This is a genomic window from Streptomyces sp. NPDC002328, assembly GCF_042890065.1.
GTDB lineage: Bacteria > Actinomycetota > Actinomycetes > Streptomycetales > Streptomycetaceae > Streptomyces.
The window spans coordinates 32,037-47,499 of sequence record NZ_JBIARQ010000017.1; the positions used below are offsets into that span (position 1 = coordinate 32,037).

Annotated in this window: 12 protein-coding genes and 2 pseudogenes; 8 read left to right on the forward strand and 6 right to left on the reverse strand. The window is 71.2% G+C overall.

Annotated elements, in window-relative coordinates; genetic code table 11:
- Positions 1–277: 277 nt before the first annotated feature.
- The gene (locus tag ACFYX4_RS32055; RefSeq protein WP_389340632.1) at positions 278–2,056 is read right to left on the reverse strand and encodes an ankyrin repeat domain-containing protein; all 1,779 of its coding nucleotides are present in this window, start codon (positions 2,054–2,056) and stop codon (positions 278–280) included.
- 221 nt (positions 2,057–2,277) lie between these two features.
- Between ACFYX4_RS32055 and ACFYX4_RS32060 the strand changes: the two genes are divergently transcribed.
- The gene (locus tag ACFYX4_RS32060; RefSeq protein WP_389340634.1) at positions 2,278–2,739 is read left to right on the forward strand and encodes a hypothetical protein; all 462 of its coding nucleotides are present in this window, start codon (positions 2,278–2,280) and stop codon (positions 2,737–2,739) included.
- A gap of 233 nt (positions 2,740–2,972) precedes the next feature.
- Here ACFYX4_RS32060 and ACFYX4_RS32065 read toward each other — a convergent pair whose 3' ends face one another.
- Positions 2,973–4,514 (reverse strand): hypothetical protein, encoded by a 1,542-nt coding sequence (locus ACFYX4_RS32065; protein WP_389340636.1) that lies wholly within the window; start codon positions 4,512–4,514, stop codon positions 2,973–2,975.
- 126 nt (positions 4,515–4,640) lie between these two features.
- Here ACFYX4_RS32065 and ACFYX4_RS32070 point away from each other — a divergent pair, with 126 nt between their 5' ends.
- Entirely contained in the window at positions 4,641–5,162 is a 522-nt protein-coding gene (locus ACFYX4_RS32070; RefSeq protein WP_389340638.1) for an AAA family ATPase, read from the forward strand.
- A 62-nt stretch (positions 5,163–5,224) separates the two neighbouring features.
- Here ACFYX4_RS32070 and ACFYX4_RS32075 read toward each other — a convergent pair.
- Positions 5,225–5,569 (reverse strand): annotated as a pseudogene (locus ACFYX4_RS32075) (TetR/AcrR family transcriptional regulator); the annotation flags it as partial.
- On the opposite strand from ACFYX4_RS32075, the pseudogene ACFYX4_RS32080 reads away from it, so the two are divergent.
- The 5 genes and pseudogenes from ACFYX4_RS32080 to ACFYX4_RS32100 form a co-directional block, all read left to right on the forward strand.
- Positions 5,566–6,243 (forward strand): annotated as a pseudogene (locus tag ACFYX4_RS32080) (NAD(P)-dependent alcohol dehydrogenase); the annotation flags it as partial. The pseudogenes ACFYX4_RS32075 and ACFYX4_RS32080 sit on opposite strands and share 4 nt — an antisense overlap.
- A 46-nt stretch (positions 6,244–6,289) precedes the next feature.
- Positions 6,290–7,432 (forward strand): threonine/serine exporter family protein, encoded by a 1,143-nt coding sequence (locus ACFYX4_RS32085; protein ID WP_389340880.1) that lies wholly within the window; start codon positions 6,290–6,292, stop codon positions 7,430–7,432.
- Between the two features lie 201 nt (positions 7,433–7,633).
- Complete coding sequence (locus tag ACFYX4_RS32090) at positions 7,634–7,960, forward strand: carboxymuconolactone decarboxylase family protein (protein WP_389340640.1); 327 nt, start codon at positions 7,634–7,636, stop codon at positions 7,958–7,960.
- Between the two features lie 156 nt (positions 7,961–8,116).
- Entirely contained in the window at positions 8,117–9,022 is a 906-nt protein-coding gene (locus ACFYX4_RS32095) for a trypsin-like serine peptidase (RefSeq protein ID WP_389340642.1), read from the forward strand.
- A 281-nt stretch (positions 9,023–9,303) separates the two neighbouring features.
- Positions 9,304–10,251: a hypothetical protein gene (locus ACFYX4_RS32100; protein WP_389340644.1), complete on the forward strand. Its 948-nt coding sequence runs from the start codon at positions 9,304–9,306 to the stop codon at positions 10,249–10,251.
- Positions 10,252–10,299: 48 nt separating this feature from the next.
- Here ACFYX4_RS32100 and ACFYX4_RS32105 read toward each other — a convergent pair whose 3' ends face one another.
- Positions 10,300–12,117, reverse strand: a complete 1,818-nt coding sequence (locus tag ACFYX4_RS32105; RefSeq protein ID WP_389340646.1) for an alkyl/aryl-sulfatase — start codon at positions 12,115–12,117, stop codon at positions 10,300–10,302.
- A gap of 214 nt (positions 12,118–12,331) precedes the next feature.
- Here ACFYX4_RS32105 and ACFYX4_RS32110 point away from each other — a divergent pair, with 214 nt between their 5' ends.
- Positions 12,332–13,498, forward strand: a complete 1,167-nt coding sequence (locus ACFYX4_RS32110) for a magnesium and cobalt transport protein CorA (protein WP_389340648.1) — start codon at positions 12,332–12,334, stop codon at positions 13,496–13,498.
- Between the two features lie 61 nt (positions 13,499–13,559).
- On the opposite strand, the gene ACFYX4_RS32115 is transcribed toward ACFYX4_RS32110, so the two are convergent.
- Both ACFYX4_RS32115 and ACFYX4_RS32120 read right to left on the reverse strand, forming a co-directional pair.
- Entirely contained in the window at positions 13,560–13,916 is a 357-nt protein-coding gene (locus tag ACFYX4_RS32115; protein ID WP_389340650.1) for an STAS domain-containing protein, read from the reverse strand.
- Entirely contained in the window at positions 13,913–15,157 is a 1,245-nt protein-coding gene (locus tag ACFYX4_RS32120; RefSeq protein WP_389340652.1) for a PP2C family protein-serine/threonine phosphatase, read from the reverse strand. Before ACFYX4_RS32120 ends, ACFYX4_RS32115 begins: the two co-directional genes overlap by 4 nt.
- Positions 15,158–15,463 lie beyond the last annotated feature (306 nt).

Consider the following 15,463-nt stretch of genomic DNA (forward strand, 5'->3'; position numbering starts at 1 on the left):
GCGAATCTGTGTGGTGTTCAGGCTCATGTTCGCCGCCGGGGCACTGGCGTGCGGGGTGCTGCGATGCGACCGCAGTTGCGCTGGTCGAGGAGGACGGCGCGGTGGTGCTCGGGATCCAGGCCCTCGTCGACCGGCGGCGCGTGCCGGACCCTGGACCGCCGTGGACGTTGAGGGCCGGCTTGCCTTCGGGGTTGCCGGGCGGTTCGTACCAGACGCGGTTGCCGTCTCTGGCGTCGAGGAATCCACTGTCGTAGGGATGACGACGACTGACAGGTTCTCAGCGCTGAAGTCGCGTCGGCAGTGGCACCCAGCGGTGTGGGGTGTGGAGGTCGACCGCATCCCGGCCGTCGCTGATTTTCAGGCCGGCTGTGGCGCAGGCGTAGGCAAGGGTGTTGGCGTCGTGGGGGAAGGTGTGCTTGCGTTGCCAGAAGCGGAAGGTCCAGTGGGCGGGCGGGGCCGATTCGTGTGGTGGGAGGCCGATCTCTTCGGATGTGACGATCTCGCCGTCGCGGGCCAGGGCGCCGAAGATTCCGCCCTTGGGGTTGAAGTACACACCGTAGGCGGTGGTGCCCGCCGATATCGCTCTCAGCACGGCGTTGTCACTGGGCATGTATCCGTTCTGTGCGATCACGCAGCCGCCGGGCGTTCCCTCTGCGGTCCGCACACCCACATGGCGCAGGGACTCCTCGTAGCCCGAGTAGTCCGAGTAGTCCTCCGCATCGAAGGGCGCGTGCTCCAGGTCCGCCGTCGGGCACTGCGTGGGATCGGAGCCTAGCCGCCGGATCAGTTCGTCCTCGCTCAGACCCCGTACGAAGCAGACACCGAGCCCCTCGGTCCACAACGGCTCCTCGCCGAACGCCGCGATGAGCGCATCCGCCGCCTGTTGCGCGGCGACCTCCTCGGGGGTCAACTCCACTGCACCCGGCAGGCCTTGGACGAGCGGAGCGAGCGGCGTGGTCAGCAGCAGCCGACCCGGCGACCAGGGCCCTGACTGCGGTGCCCACACATCCGCCCCGGCCTCGATCAGCGTACGCACCGCGGCCTCGTTCATTCCGTGGACGGCGTACCACAGAGGCGTGTGCCCGGCATCGTCACGTACGTCCACGTCCACACCGTGCGACAGGAGCGCCGGCACCGCTTCCGCCGTGCCTTCCTCCGCCACCAGGTGCAACGGAGTGGCCCCAAGCCATCCGACGGCCGCGCCGGGCGGCGCTCCTCCCTCCAGCCGGGCCCGGATCAGGGCCAAGTCCCCCCAGCCCACGTGGTCCATCCGCTCCCAGTCGGCCCGCGGCACATAGCGCTGCCGCGCCTCCTCCTCACGACGCAGCCTCTCGCGCTGCTCGTGAGTCAGCGGCGGCGCCAAGAACGCCGGCGGTCCGAACGTCCCCGCCATCGCGAGGACACCCGGCTGTGTCTGTGGAGCCGGCGGTTCGAGGCCGGGCCAGACCTCGAGTGCCCGACTGGACGCCGCATGGAGTGCCGTCACATCGACCGGCGTGCGGACCTCGGTCATCTTCTCGTCCGGCCACTCGACCACCAGTTGCGCGTCGCCTGGGGGAGGCAGTTCCGGCAGGTACAGGTCGACATCGGTCTTGAACAGGGAACCGCCGGGCAGTCCCAGGCCCAGGCCCGTGCGCAACGGGATCAGCCCGATCGCCTGCTCCGTCGTCGCCAAGTTCGTGTGTCCCCGCGGACCCTGAAGCTGGATTCCACGCGTCACCGTGCCGTCCAGCGAGGTCACGCGCCGGCCGTCGGAGAACAGCAGGCCCACGCGCAGCCCGGACTGTCTTCTCGTATTTCCGTCCTGGCGACGGGCTTTGTGGAAGATCGCAAGGTGCAACGTGACCGACCGCGGCCACACCGACCACCCTGTCAGCACCACCCGGGTCTCCGGGCCGACGCCGACCGTCTCCAGCTGGGGCAGCAGGACGGGCGCGAACCTGTCGACGGGCGGCGCATACCGTTCGCCGTCCCCGCTCGGTGGTGCCAGGCGGGCCAACACGGGCCGTTCCGCGGCCGGTTCCTCCAGCAGTACGAGATCATCAAAGAAGCCCATGCGCCGAGCGTCGCACACCCCACTGACAACGGACCGGCCCGCCTCGGCTCACAGCTGGTTCGCAAGGTTTCCACAAGGTCCGTGGCGCACCGTTCGGTGGGGAACGCGGAACGCCGCTGAGCGGAACCGAGTTGACGACGCACTTCATGGCGCGGAGTCTCGGTCCGACCAGCGCAGCGGTAGCTTCCCACCCGCACCTGTCACCCAAAAAAGGAACGCATGTGAACAAGCCCCTTCTGGGCCGCGTGGTCGCGGCCTCGGCCGTGCTGATCGGCAGCGGCGCCATTGTCTTCGTCCCCGCGTCGGTGGCCTCGGCCACCGAGGACGACTGCGACGGCACTGCCATCGTCGGCCGTTTCAGGGCCGTCGAGTCCGGAGCGTCGTTCGACTTCAGGGGCCGCCGCGTCGAGCTGCAGAACGAGTCGGCGTTCGACCGCTACAGCCGCGCGGAGATCAAGTCCGGCCGCAAGTCCGGCGACCGGCTGTGGGTCGACCGCAGCTTCCAGTCGTTCCCCAACTTCAAGGGCATCGTCACCGACCAGCAGGCGAAGAGCGAGGGCTGGAAGATGTGCGGCCCCTACACCGGCAGCCGCACGCAGTCCGTCTACAACTCCAACTACGCCGCGCGCGCCTGTGGGGAGTTCGACGGCATCACCAAGTGCGGCAAGTGGTGGGTGGACTGACGGGCGCCGGCGGCGGGGCGTCGAAGCGGTGTCCCGCCGTGTGACCGTATTCCGCAAGGCCGTTGCCCGTCCGCGTGGACGGGCAACGGCCTTGCGGGCCGTGTGGCCGGCGTCTTCCAGAAGCTGCGCCGCGTCCCGCTCGCCAGGTTCCGCTCGCCGCGTCGCACACGGCCTACGTCCTGGACCGGACGCGGGCCACGTGAAGTAAGTCCGGGATTCTCGGTGTTGCCGCGCTAGAAGCCGGTGCCCAGTTGCACGTAGTCGCGCACACTGACCGTGGAGCTCGCCGGCAGTTGAGTGCCGGGGACGGTGACCAGGGCTCGGACGCCCTCGTCGGCCCAGGCGCACATGCTGACCGGGCGGCCCCGGACGGACAGCGCCTGGCACTTGCAGAGCACGAGGGCTCTGGTGGCGCTGTCCTCCTTCAGGAGGATGAGCCGCGGTGCCTGCAACACCTTCACGCCGGGGGCCTCGGCGGCCGTCCTCAGCATGTGGTCGCGGGCCCGACGGGGGTCGTCGATCCGGCCGTAGGCGCCGTTCACCGTCACCCAGTTCTTCGGGTCCTGCGGAGGGGCGGGCAGGTAGACGCCGGAGACCTCCGTGACGTCCTCGTGGCCAGGGTCGGGGGCCGTGGCGATGGGCGGTACGTAGTCCGGCCGCGTCTTCTCCAGGAACACCGCGTTGTCCCACATTCCGTGGGGGATCTGGAGGACAGGCCGACCGGAGGGGTACCGGGTGTAGGTCTTGGCCCCCACCAGCGGACCCTCCGCGATGCTCCAGACGCCAGGCCCCGCACACACGGCGGCGGCCGTGCCCGCGGCGATCCACGCCGTCCGGCGCGTGCGGGAGGGCTTGAGGCGCAGCGCGAGAAGCAGGGCGAGGAGACCGAAACCGCCGGCCAGAGCGAGCAGTTTGACGCCGACGGCCTCCCGCCGTGCCCGGCTCTCCTTGGTCTCGCCCTCCTCCTGCGGCGCGGGGGCCGTGACGACGAACGAGCTCATGTCGTCCTGCCACCGCCGGCCGTCGTCCGGGGTCACCTGAGGAAAGAACCGCACCTCACCCCGGTAGCCGACGAACGCCTTGTCGACGCGGAACGTCACCGGGGCCACCCGGTCGCAGCGGACGTGCTGGCGGCTGTCCCCCTTGTCCTCCACCGTGCGGCAGCCCGCACGCTCGTCGAGGTCGACCGGCGAGGTGCTCCACGGCAGCGCGTACTCGATGCCCGTGCCCGGCCCGACAGGCTTTCCCTGCGGCACGTAGGCGCGTGAACCGTCCGACCGCAGGGTGTAGACCTCGGGCAGAACGGTGAGCGTTCCACCCACGTCAGTGGCGAGGTAGGTCTCCTTCAACACGACGCCGTAGTCGGGGCCGCCGGGCTCGGACGCGTGCGCGGCTGTGCCCGCCGTCGTGCCCAGCGCGATCTGCACGGCCGTCGTCGCCACCACGAGGGATCTGGCCAGGACACGCTTGAGAGACCCGTCACGGTCTGCCGCTCGGCCGGCGCGGTGCACGAGCACGCTCCGCCCTCCCTTCGATCGTTCTGCCTGCCCCGGCTCAGACCCTCGACCGACCGGGACAGTTGTACGGCGGCGGGAGTGGTCACTGCTGCGGGGCGGCCTGACCAGCAAGCTCGCGGAGGTGGTGAGCAGGAGCAGGGCGGTCGCGGTCAGGAGGCTGGTGCGCAGGCCGTGGAAGAAGGCGGAGTGCTGGGCGACCAGGGCGCCGGAGACCGCGACGGCCGGCGCGCCGCCCACTTGGCGGGAGGTGTTCAGCACGCCGCCGGCGATGCCTAGTCCGTGACCCAGACCTTGGTCTCGATGAACACCCCTGAACACTCTGACGCGGCGGGCTTTTCCGGTTCCTGGCTTCTCCGGCTCCCCGCCCCGACTAGCCTATGGACCGTGATCGTATGGCTGAACGGCACCCATGGCGCGGGCAAGACGACGACCAGTGCGCTGGTGCAGCAACTGATCCCGGATTCGCGGGTGTTCGACGCCGAGAAGGTCGGCGAGACGCTCATGGACATCACGCCGGGGCTGCCCGAGACGGACAACTTCCAGCACTGGCCGCCGTGGCGGCCGCTCGTCGTGGAGACCGCGCGCCGCGTGCTCGACTACGCCGGCGGCACGCTGGTGATGCCGATGACCGTCCTGGTCGAGCAGTACTGGCGTGAGATCAGCGAAGGCCTCGCCCACCATGCCGTCCCCGTACGGCACTTCGTCCTCCATGCCGATCAGGACACCCTCCGCGGGCGCATCGAGGGGGACACCGTCCTCGGTCCCTCCCCGTTCCGCCTCCGATACCTCGAGCCCTACGCGGAGGCGGCCCGCACATGGCTGCACGACGCGGCCGAGGTCGTCGACACCACGCATCTCACGCCCGCCCAGGCCGCGTTGGAGATCGCGGAGGCCGTCAAGCGGTGACGCCACCCACGGCACCGGTCACACGCGGCACCGGCCATCCGCGGCACCGGCCATCCGCAGCCTCAGTCGGCCGCCATCGCGCGGCGGACGCTCTCACGGAGCAGCGCGCGGCGCTGCTCGTGCAGTTCGGGGGGCTCCTCGGCCGTCGTCGCGTAGACATTGCTGACCGGTGACCACGCCATCGACATCGCGATCACCATGGCCATCACGTCGAACGGGTCGCCCCGACGCACCAGTCCGGCGGCCTGCGCCTCGGCGATGGCGCGCAGTTTGCGGTCGTCGAGGCGGTCGGGATCGTCGACCAGGTGGCCGGCCGGGCGTCGCTCCAGGCGTGCCCAGGTGGCCAGTCGGATGAGATCGGGGCGGAGCAAGTACTCGTCGTAGAGGCGTACGGCCCAGTCCGCGAGACGGATCGGTCACGCTGGGGGGTTACGCCCGTGAGTACGTCGTCCGCGACCGTTTCGCCTACGCTCTTCCCGCCGGCCTCGATCCGGCCGCCGTCGCTCCGCTGCTCTGTGCCGGGATCACGGTCTGGGAGCCGCTGCGTGCCCTCGGAGCGGGGCCGTCGAGCAGCGTCGCGGTGGTGGGGCTCGGGGGGCTGGGGCATCTCGCGGTCAAGTTCGCCCTGGCGCTCGGCGCCGACACCTCGGTGATCAGCCGCTCACCGGCCAAGGCCGACGACGCCCGTCGTCTCGGCGCTCACGGGCTCGTCGTCTCCACGGACCCGGAGCAGATGGCCGACGCCCGTGACCGGTTCGACGTCGTCATCGACACCGTCTCCGCCCCGCACGATCTCGGCCCGTACCTGAGCCTGGTCGCCATGGACGGGACGCTCAGCCACCTCGGACACCTGGGACCCGTCACCGTGGAGACCGTCGATCTGCTCGTCGGACGCAAGAAGCTCAGCTCGGCCGGCAGCGGCGGCAGGCCGGCCACCGCCGCCATGCTGGACTTCTGCGCCGAGCACGGCATCACCGCCGACATCGAATTGCTCCCGTCGGCGCGAGTCAACGAGGCCCTCGACCGTCTCCGGCGCAACGACGTCCGCTACCGCTTCGTCCTCGACATGTCCGACCTGGACGCCTGGACCTGCGGTACGAGGACCATGGGGGAGGGCGTCCGTGGAGATGCGTGCGGCCGGTCTCGACGAGCTCACGGGATTCCTGGTCCGGCTGACCCGGCTGCTGCTGAACACCAGCGGCGAGGGGGCCGAGCGCATCGAGGACGCGGTGACGGGCTCCGCTCGCGCGCTCGGCGGCGACGCCCGTGTCCTCCTCGTTCCCGACGGGGCCGCGCTCACGGTCACCGACCGCGGCGGCGGCACCCGGACGGTGACGGTCCGCGGCTTCCCCGAGGTCTTCCGGCTCGACCAGGTCACGGCCCTGAAGCCGCTCCTCGCCGACCTCAGGGCGGGCCGTTTGGACGTGACGGGGGCCGAGCGGCGTCTGACACGGATCGAGGCGTCCCCACCGCCGTATCCCCGGTGGGCCAAACTCCTCGGCATCGTGCTGTTCTCGCTGGGGTTCGCACCCTTGATGCAGCCCACGTGGTACGAGGTGGCGAGCACGGCGGCGCTCGGCACGATCGCGGCGTGCCTCGCCGTGGCCGCCGACCGCGTCCCCCGCCTGGCCACGGTGTTGCCGCTGGTCGTGTCGACGGTCGTCTCCGTGGTCACGATCGAGGTGTTCGCCCGCAGCCCCGCCCACGGCGGCCCCGTGCTGCTCATGCTGCCCGCACTGTTCTTCTTCGTGCCCGGCGACTATCTGAGCGCGGCCACCGCCGAGCTGGCCGCCGGCCACATCACGACCGGCGCGATCCGCCTCGTCCACTCCGGTTTCCTGCTCGTCCAGCTCTATCTGGGCGTGCCGCTGGGCGTGTTCGCGACCGGCGCCTCCACCCCCGCCTTCTTCGACGTCACCGCGGACGCCGACCTGCTGGCCCTCGTGTACCTCACGGTCGGCGTGCAGTCGCTCGTCACCAAGCTCATCGGCGAGACGGGCGGGACGTTCGTGGCCGCGGCGGTGCTCGCGGCCACGGCCACCGTGCTGGACCGTGCCCCGCACCGGCCGCCCCGCCTGGTCCTGCTGCTGCCCGGCTTCTTCGCGCTCACCGTCGGCTCGCTCGGCATGCGCGGTCTGACGACGCCGGCCGGCGGCCACCTGATCCAGGGCTTCGCGGATCTGCTGAAGATGGTCACGATCGTCACCGCGATCGCCGTGGGCATGCTCCTCGGGGCGACGCTCGCGCAGCGGCCCCGAACGGACGGCTGAGACCGGTCAGCCGTTCCGGCGCCCGCCGGGTGAGACGGTGTGGAGGCGCGGACCGTCTCGTCCCATGCGCTCATGCGCGTGGACCGAATGGGTTCTACGCTTGGGATACCGGGCCCACCCTTGCGGAACTTCAATCCCTTCCGCCTCCCGCCCGACTCACGCTCGCCACCCGGACTCGAACTCACCAGGAGGGCATGCGACATGTCCACTGCTTCGGAAACCCCTGTCCTGGACACCCTCGCCGCCATGACGATCGACTCGATCGAACGGTGCGGGATGGCGCCGGACATGCTCGTCCTCACCCGCATCGCGGCACTCGCCGCCTCGGACGCCCCGCCCATCTCCTACGTGGCCCATGTCGACCCCGCCCTTCAGACCGGCCTGACCGCCGAGCAGCTCCAAGATGTCCTCGTCGCCATCGCGCCCATCGTGGGCACCGCCCGGGTCATGACGGCAGCGGGCAACATCGCGACGGCACTCGGCATCGCCATCGCCGTCGCCGACGCGGAGATCGAAGCCCAGGGCTGAGAGACGGGAGCCCAGGGCTGAGAGGCCCACGCGGCTGCCCGTCGCGCCCGCTCGGTCTGCCCGACAGTCACCGGATCCGGCGGCCGATGCACCTCACCCGCAGGAATCACGTCCTCCCGGATGATCGCCCGAACCCGATCATCCGAGAGGACATCCATGTCGCACAGCCCGTCCCGAGGTGCGCGCCGCACCATCACCGGTCTCGCCACCGCCCTGCTGGCCCTGGCGGGCCCCCTGGCGGTCCCGGCCGCGCCCGCGGCGGCAGCCGCCGGAACCGGGCAGGTCAGCAAGGTCGCCTACACGACGGCGGAGCAGACCGCCGCCCTCTCGTACTGGACGCCCGCGCGCATGCAGCGGGTCGGCCGCTCCGTCGACCTGGGCGCGACCGGACCGCTCAGCAAGGCCTGGACCGGCAAAGCCATCCCCAGCATCGGCCGGCTCTTCTTCGTCAACTCCAAGGGCCAGGACACCTGGTGCACGGCAAGCGCCGTCACCAGCGCCAACCGCTCGGTCATCATGACCGCCGCCCACTGCGCCCGCCTCGGCTCGTCGCCCGTCAACACCTACAGCGACCTCGTCTTCGTCCCCGGCTACGCCAAGGGCAAGGCCCCGTACGGCCGTTACGTCGTCAAGGCGACCATGACGCCCCGCTCCTGGGCCGAGGACACCGTCAACGACGTGGCGGCGATGGTCGTCGCGACGCCGGCCAAGGGGAAGCGGCTCACCGACGCGGTGGGGGCGCAGAACATCGCCTTCGGCCGTGCGGTCGGCGAGCGGGTCGCCGTCTTCGGCTACCCCGGGACCACTCCGCAGCGGGGCGAGCAGCTGCTGTACTGCGCCGGCACCAACCAGCGCGCCCCCCAGAGCGAGCAGCGCGTCCCGTGCGACCTCGGGGGCGGCGCGAGCGGGGGCCCCTGGCTCGCCGGCTTCAATTCCACCACCGGCAAGGGCACCGTCGTCTCGGTCAACAGCCACGGTGAGGGCAAGGGCGGCTCCCCGATGTACGGACCGACGTTCGACAAGACGGCGAAGGCCCTCTACGACGCCGCCCAGCGCGGCTGAGTCACGGACGGCGGGTGCCGCCGGGCGCGGGGTGCGGTGGGCTACACGGGGCGTGCCCCCAGCCCCCAGCCCCCAGCCCCTCAGTCCCCAGCCCCTCAGCCCCCAGTGCCCGCGCGCCGGGGCACCGCTGCCCTCGGCGGCCACCCCCGCTGCCCCGCCGCGTGTACGGACGCTCTTGAAGCCCCGCTCCTCGGCCGTCTACCGTCGCGTGGACCGTGTTCCGACGAAGTGCCGGACCTCCTGGCGCGAGGTGCGCCGCGGAAGCGAGGGGAACGTCTGCTGTGCGTGTGCGTGAGGGGCGGGACAAGGACGAGGCCGCCGAACACATCGTTCGGCCGCCCGAGGACAGTGCGCACGAGCACCGTTTCGAACCGGGCTCCGGCCCCATGACACCCGCTCAGGCGGTCGCCCTCCAGCGCACCGCGGGCAACGCGGCGGTGAGCCGGATGCTCGGCGAGGCCGCGGGAGCGGGACCGAAGACTCCCTGGGCCGCGCCGGCGACGCGTACGAAGCGGACCCAGGAGGAGTCCGGCGTCGAGCGGGGCGAGAGCCCGCCGCAGCAACAGCGGCGGGTCGAGAAGGACGAGCAGCCGACCAGGTCCACGCGCAGCGGAAGGGCCGGGACGTCGGTGAAGGGCAAGGAGAAGGCGGAGGAGCCGGAGGAGATCGGCAATCCCACCCTCCGCTTCACCTCCGGCTACCAGGGTCCCGCCACGCAGTCGCTCGCCCGGCGTCAGGAGATCGGCTTCGAGCAGACGGCGACGTTGCTGCGGCCGGACGGGATGACGACGCGGGCGGCGGACGCGTACGACTTCTGGCAGGAGGTCACCGACGAGAACCATCAGATCGCGCCGAACGCGGTGAACTACCGTCCCAAGAGGTCCAAGCGCCAGTGGGCCGTGGACGGTCCCTTCCGCCCGGCCTACAACACGGACGACGGGACCATCGTCAACGAGCCGGACCACATCTCCTTCATCGACAACCCCGGCTTCTCGGGCGGCATGGCGATGACCGACGGCTACTGGCTCAGCTCCTACGAGGTCAAGTTCCGCTGGAAGGTCCGCCGCAAGCTGGGCGGCCGGTTCACCAAGAACGAGCCGTACTGGACCAGCCCGGAGATGGTCCACCGCGTGGTCTCGGAGTTCGACTCCGAGAACCCGCAGGCGTCGGCCCCGATCACCGCCACCGCGGCGGGCGACCACGAATGGAACGTCGTCCTGCCCGACTGAGACGGGCGACGATTTCCGGCCGGCTCGGCGACCACCACTGACACGGCTTCACGGGGTGACGATCGCGAAATCCGGGTCCGGGGCGTCCAGCACCGACATCAGGGCGCGCAGGACGCCCGGGTCGCCGGTGTGGTCGACGCCGGTCAGGGGTTCGCCGGACGACAGCATGTCCATCAGCCGGGGCTTGGTGAGCGTGAGGGCGAGTGCGGCGTCCTCGACGGGCCTCGTCGTCAGGGTGTGGGTCAGCGCCCCGTTGCGCAGGGTCACGCGGTACCGCCGGTCCAGGTCGGTGAAGTACCAGGAGGTGACGAGGTCCACATCCCATGCCCTGGGGCCGTCGACGCGGATGGCGAGCGAGTCGAAGACCTGCTCCACGGAGAGCGCGGACGCCATGCTGCCGGCGGAGATGGACGTGGGCTTCACCCCGCCGCGCAACTCCTGTGCCGCCATGAGGTAGTTGTTGCGCCAGGTCCCGCATTCGGCGCCGTAGCCCAGCCGTTCGAAGGCCTGCGCCAGCAGGTCCTGGGCCTCGGCGCTCTCCGGCGCGGCGAACGTGGCGTGCTTGAGCAGCTGGGCGGCGAAGCGCAGGTCGCCGTCGTTCAGGTACGAGCGCGCCTTGGCCAGGACGGAGTCCAGGCCGCCCATGCAGTCGACGTACCGCTCGGCGCTCTCGGCGGGCGGGTGCTCCCACAGCGAGGACGGGTGGCCGTCGTACCAGCCCATGTACCGCTGGTAGACGGCCTTGACGTTGTGGCTGACGGAACCGTAGTAGCCGCGGGCGTGCCAGGCGGCGGCCAGGCGCGGCGGCAGTTCGATCAGCTCGGCGATCTCCGTCCCGGTGTACCCCTCGTTGAGCAGGCGCAGCGTCTGGTCGTGCAGATAGGCGTAGAGGTCGCGCTGGTCCGTCAGGAACGTCCGCAGCCGGTCGGCGCCCCAGGTCGGCCAGTGGTGGGAGGCGAAGACGACGTCGGAGTCGTCGCCGAACAGTTCGACGGCCTCGGACAGGAAGCGGGACCACATGCGGGCGTCGCGGACCAGGGCCCCGCGCAGGGTCAGGATGTTGTGCAGGGTGTGCGTGGCGTTCTCCGCCATGCACAGGGCCCGGTGCGCGGGGAGGTGGAAGTTCATCTCCGAGGGCGCCTCGGTGCCCGGCGTCATCTGGAAGCGGAACCGCACGCCGTCGAGGGTCTCCTCCTGGCCGGTGCGGGTGATCTCCAGCGTCGGCGGCAGCAGGCTGGGCAGCCCCTGGGACGCCGCGTAGCCGAGGCCCACGCCGACCAGTCCGGTCGGGCCGGGCGGCAGGCCGGTGCCGGTGTGGTACATGCCGCGGCGCAGCATGGCCGTGCCGGCGTACACGTTCTCGGAGACCGAGTCCGCCATGAAGCCCCGCGGGGCCACGATCGGCACGTCGTCGTCGGGGCCGACGACGCCGAGGACACCGCCGAAGTGGTCGATGTGCGAGTGCGTGTACAGCACGGCGGTCACCGGCCGGTCGCCCCGGTGCTCCCGGTACAGGGCGAGGCCGGCGGCGGCGCACTCCCGTGACACCAGCGGGTCGACCACGACCACCCCGCGCTCGCCCTCGACCAGGGTCATGTTGGACAGGTCGTAGCCGCGGATCTGGAGGACGCCCTCGGTCACCTCGTACAGCCCGGCGCGGGCGCACAGCTGCGACTGCCGCCACAGACTCGGATGGACCGTGTCGGGACACTCGCCGTCCAGGAACGCGCTCGCACCGAAGTCCCACACCACCCGGCCGTCGTCCGCGGTGACCGTCGCCGAGGCGGGCCGCGCCACCAGGCCGCGGTCGGCGTCCTCGAAGTCGGTCCGGTCGGCGTGGTCGGGCGTCGTCTCGGTGGAGCTCACTGGGTCCTCCCGGGGCTGAAACACGACCGTCAGAGAACACGACCGTCAGAGAACACGACCGTCTGAGAAAACGACCGTCACATCCTGGAAGCTACCAATGGCCCTGAACGGGTGCATTTCGGCGCGTTCCAGGTGCTGTATCGGGACCGCCGCTGTCGCGCGGCCCCGCGACAGCACCTAGGCTCGTGCAGGTACTCCTCGCGGAGGTGCGGTCATGTCCGACTGGCGAGCCCGCGCGGCCCGCGCCGGCAAGTGGCCGCTGCGCCCGTCCGGCCACCCGGGCCGCGGCGGAAGCGACCCGGCCCCCGAGCACTCCATGGACTCGTGGACGGAGGCCGAGTCGCCGCGCGTGCCGCTGGAACGCAGTCTGGTCGACGCGGCGGTCTACCGCGCCGGACGGCGGGTCCAGGCGCCCGCGTCCCTGGCGGAGATCTACGAGCGGCTTCCCGCCGAGCCCGGCACCATGGCCTGGATCGGCCTGTACCGCCCCACGCCGGAGCAGTTGTGGCAGGCCGCCGAGCAGTTCGGGCTGCACGAACTGGCGTTGGAGGACGCCATCGTCGCCCACCAGCGGCCCAAACTGGAACGCTACGGCGCCACCCTGTTCGTGGTGCTGCGCTCGGCCCGTTACCTCGACGAGACCGAGGAAGTGGACTTCGGCGAGATCCACATCTTCGTCGGCCCGGAGTTCGTGCTCACGGTCCGCCACAGCCAGGCACCCGACCTCGGCGCGGTCCGCAAACGCCTGGAGCACGACCCCGAACTGCTGGCGCTGGGCCCGGAGGCGGTGCTGTACGCGATCCTGGACGCCGTCGTCGACGGCTACGCGCCCGTCGTGGCCGGCCTCCAGAACGACATCGACGAGATCGAGACCGAGGTCTTCGGCGGCGACCCGAACGTCTCCCGCCGCATCTACGAACTCTCACGTGAGGTCGTCGACTTCCAGCGCGCCACCCGCCCGCTGCTGACCATCATGCGCGGACTGGAGGCCGGCTTCGTGAAGTACGGCACCAGCGAGGAACTACAGCGCTATCTGCGGGACGTCGCCGACCACGCCACCACCGTCGCCGAACGCGTCGACGGCTTCCGGCAGATGCTCGGCGACATCCTCACCGTCAACGCCACCCTCGTCTCCCAGGCCCAGAACGAGGAGATGAAGGCGCTCGCGGAGGCCGGCCACGCGCAGAACAACGAGATCAAGAAGATCTCCAGTTGGGCGGCCATCCTCTTCGCGCCCACCCTCATCGGCACCGTCTACGGCATGAACTTCGACCACATGCCCGAGCTGCACTGGATGCTCGGCTACCCGTTCGCCATCGCCCTGATGGCCCTGGTCTGCGTCAGCCTGTACGTGGTGTTCAAGCGCCGGGACTGGCTGTGACCCGCCGCCGTCCGGACCGCGCCGACCTGCTGCGGGCCGACCTGCTGCGGGCTCTGCCGCCTCAGAACGGCCGGGATTCCAGGGCGTGTTCGGTGGTGGGCTGGAAGACGAAGATCTCCTCCAGCCCGATCGTGCGGAAGGTGTGCATCAGTTCGGGGCGCACCGCCGCCAACGTCACGTCGGAGCCCGCCGCTTGGGCCCGCCGGTAGGCGGTGACGAGCACGGTGATGCCGGTGGAGTCGCAGTAGGTGACGTCGGCCATGTCGACCACCAGGGGCTTGCCCGAGTCGAAGGGGACCTCGTCCAGCACGACGGACAGGCGCGGAGCGGTGTGGTGGTCGATCTCGCCGACGACAGTCAGCACGGTGGTGCCGCTGGGGTGGGGCCGGCGGGTGACGGTCAGGATGCGTTCGGTCACCGGTTCTCCTGTGCGGGACGGCGGGCGGGGACGGACAGAGCGAGCAGGGCGGTGTCGTCGCTGACTCCGCTGCCCACGGCGGTGAGAAGTTCGGTCACCGCGCCGAGCACGGCGTCGGCGCCCCGGCCGGCGGTCGCCGGCAGACGGTCGGCCAGCCCCTCCTCGCCCAGCATCGCCCCGTCGGGCGTGCGGGCCTCGGTGAGGCCGTCGGTGTAGAGCAGCAGGCTGTCTCCGGGGGCGAGCCGAGTGGTGACCGAGATGAACTTCGGGTCGGGCAGAAGACCGACGAGCTGGCCTCCCGTGGTGGCGATCGGCTCGACACGGCCGTCCGAACGCACCGCCAGGGCCGGCGGATGGCCCCCGCCGGCCAGGGTCAGCAGGAAGGACCCGCCGGACCGCGGTTCGAGGACTCCGAAGACGGCGGTGCAGTACCGGGGGTCGCTGCCCTGGTACTCGCCTTTGAGGACGGCGTCGAGGTTGGCCAGCGCGGCGCAGGGGTCGGGGTCGTAGATCGCGGCGGCGCGCAGGGTGTAGCGGGTCAGCGAGGTCAGGGCGGCGGCCTCGGCGCCCTTGCCGCACACATCGCCCAGGAAGAACGCCCAGCGGCCGTCGTCGAGCGGGAACAGGTCGTAGAAGTCGCCGCCGACCTCGTCGGTGGACGCCGTGTGGTAGGCGGCGGCGGCCTCCAGGCCGGGCACCTCGGGCAACGCGGGCGGCAGGAGCGTGCGTTGGAGGGTGCGGGCCAGGCGCTCGGCGCCGGTGCGCATCCTGCGCTCGGCCGCGACGGTCCGTATCGCCGAAAGCCGCAGCTCCAGCCGGTCCATCACCAGGGCGGCCAACTCGCCAAGCCCGGCGACCTGTTCATCGGTCGCGTCCCGGGGGCGGGTGTCCAACACCTGCACTGTGCCCAGTAGTTCGCCGCCTGCGGTGACGATCGGGGCGGCGGCGCAGAAGCGTACGCCCGGTTCGCCGAGGACCATGGGGTCGGTCGCCGTGCGTGGGTCGGCGAGCGCGTCGCGCACCACACGAGGAACGCTGTCGAGTAAGGCCGGGACGCGCAAGCCAGGGTGCCCGCCCGCCCGGAGGACGCCGTCCAGGCCGTGGGCGGCCTTGCACCAGACGCGGCCGGCGTCGATGAAGGAGACACAGGCCATGGGCGCGTCGAAGAGCCGCGCGGCGAGCGAGGCGATCTTGTCGAAGGCGGCGTCGGGCGCGGTGTCCAGGATCTCGTAACGGTGCACGGCCGCCGCCGGACGAGCTTCCTCGCGCCCGGCGGGAGACGGAAGCTCGCTCCCGGCAGCGGGAGACGGAAGAGGCGACAGGAGCGGGGGAGTTGGGGGAGTCGGGGGAGGCTGGGGAGCCGAGGAGGGCGACGGGGACGGGGGAGACGGGGGTCTGTGGTGGGGGGTCCCGCCCGTCACCGTCATCGTCATCCCCGCCTCCCGCCCGTCACCGGCCGTGCTCGCCGCACCCGGTCGGGTGAGCGGCTGTCCTATCCTACGGACTGCGTCGCATCCGGCGCTGGCGCGAGGGGCGACGGGCGTGAG

Bases quoted from the DNA above. Each gene is read 5' to 3' on its own strand.
- ACFYX4_RS32055 (WP_389340632.1), bottom strand. From the start codon at position 2,056: ATGGGCTTCTTTGATGATCTCGTACTGCTGGAGGAACCGGCCGCGGAA.
- ACFYX4_RS32085 (WP_389340880.1), top strand. From the start codon at position 6,290: ATGCGTGCGGCCGGTCTCGACGAGCTCACGGGATTCCTGGTCCGGCTG.
- ACFYX4_RS32090 (WP_389340640.1), top strand. From the start codon at position 7,634: ATGTCCACTGCTTCGGAAACCCCTGTCCTGGACACCCTCGCCGCCATG.
- ACFYX4_RS32095 (WP_389340642.1), top strand. From the start codon at position 8,117: ATGTCGCACAGCCCGTCCCGAGGTGCGCGCCGCACCATCACCGGTCTC.
- ACFYX4_RS32110 (WP_389340648.1), top strand. From the start codon at position 12,332: ATGTCCGACTGGCGAGCCCGCGCGGCCCGCGCCGGCAAGTGGCCGCTG.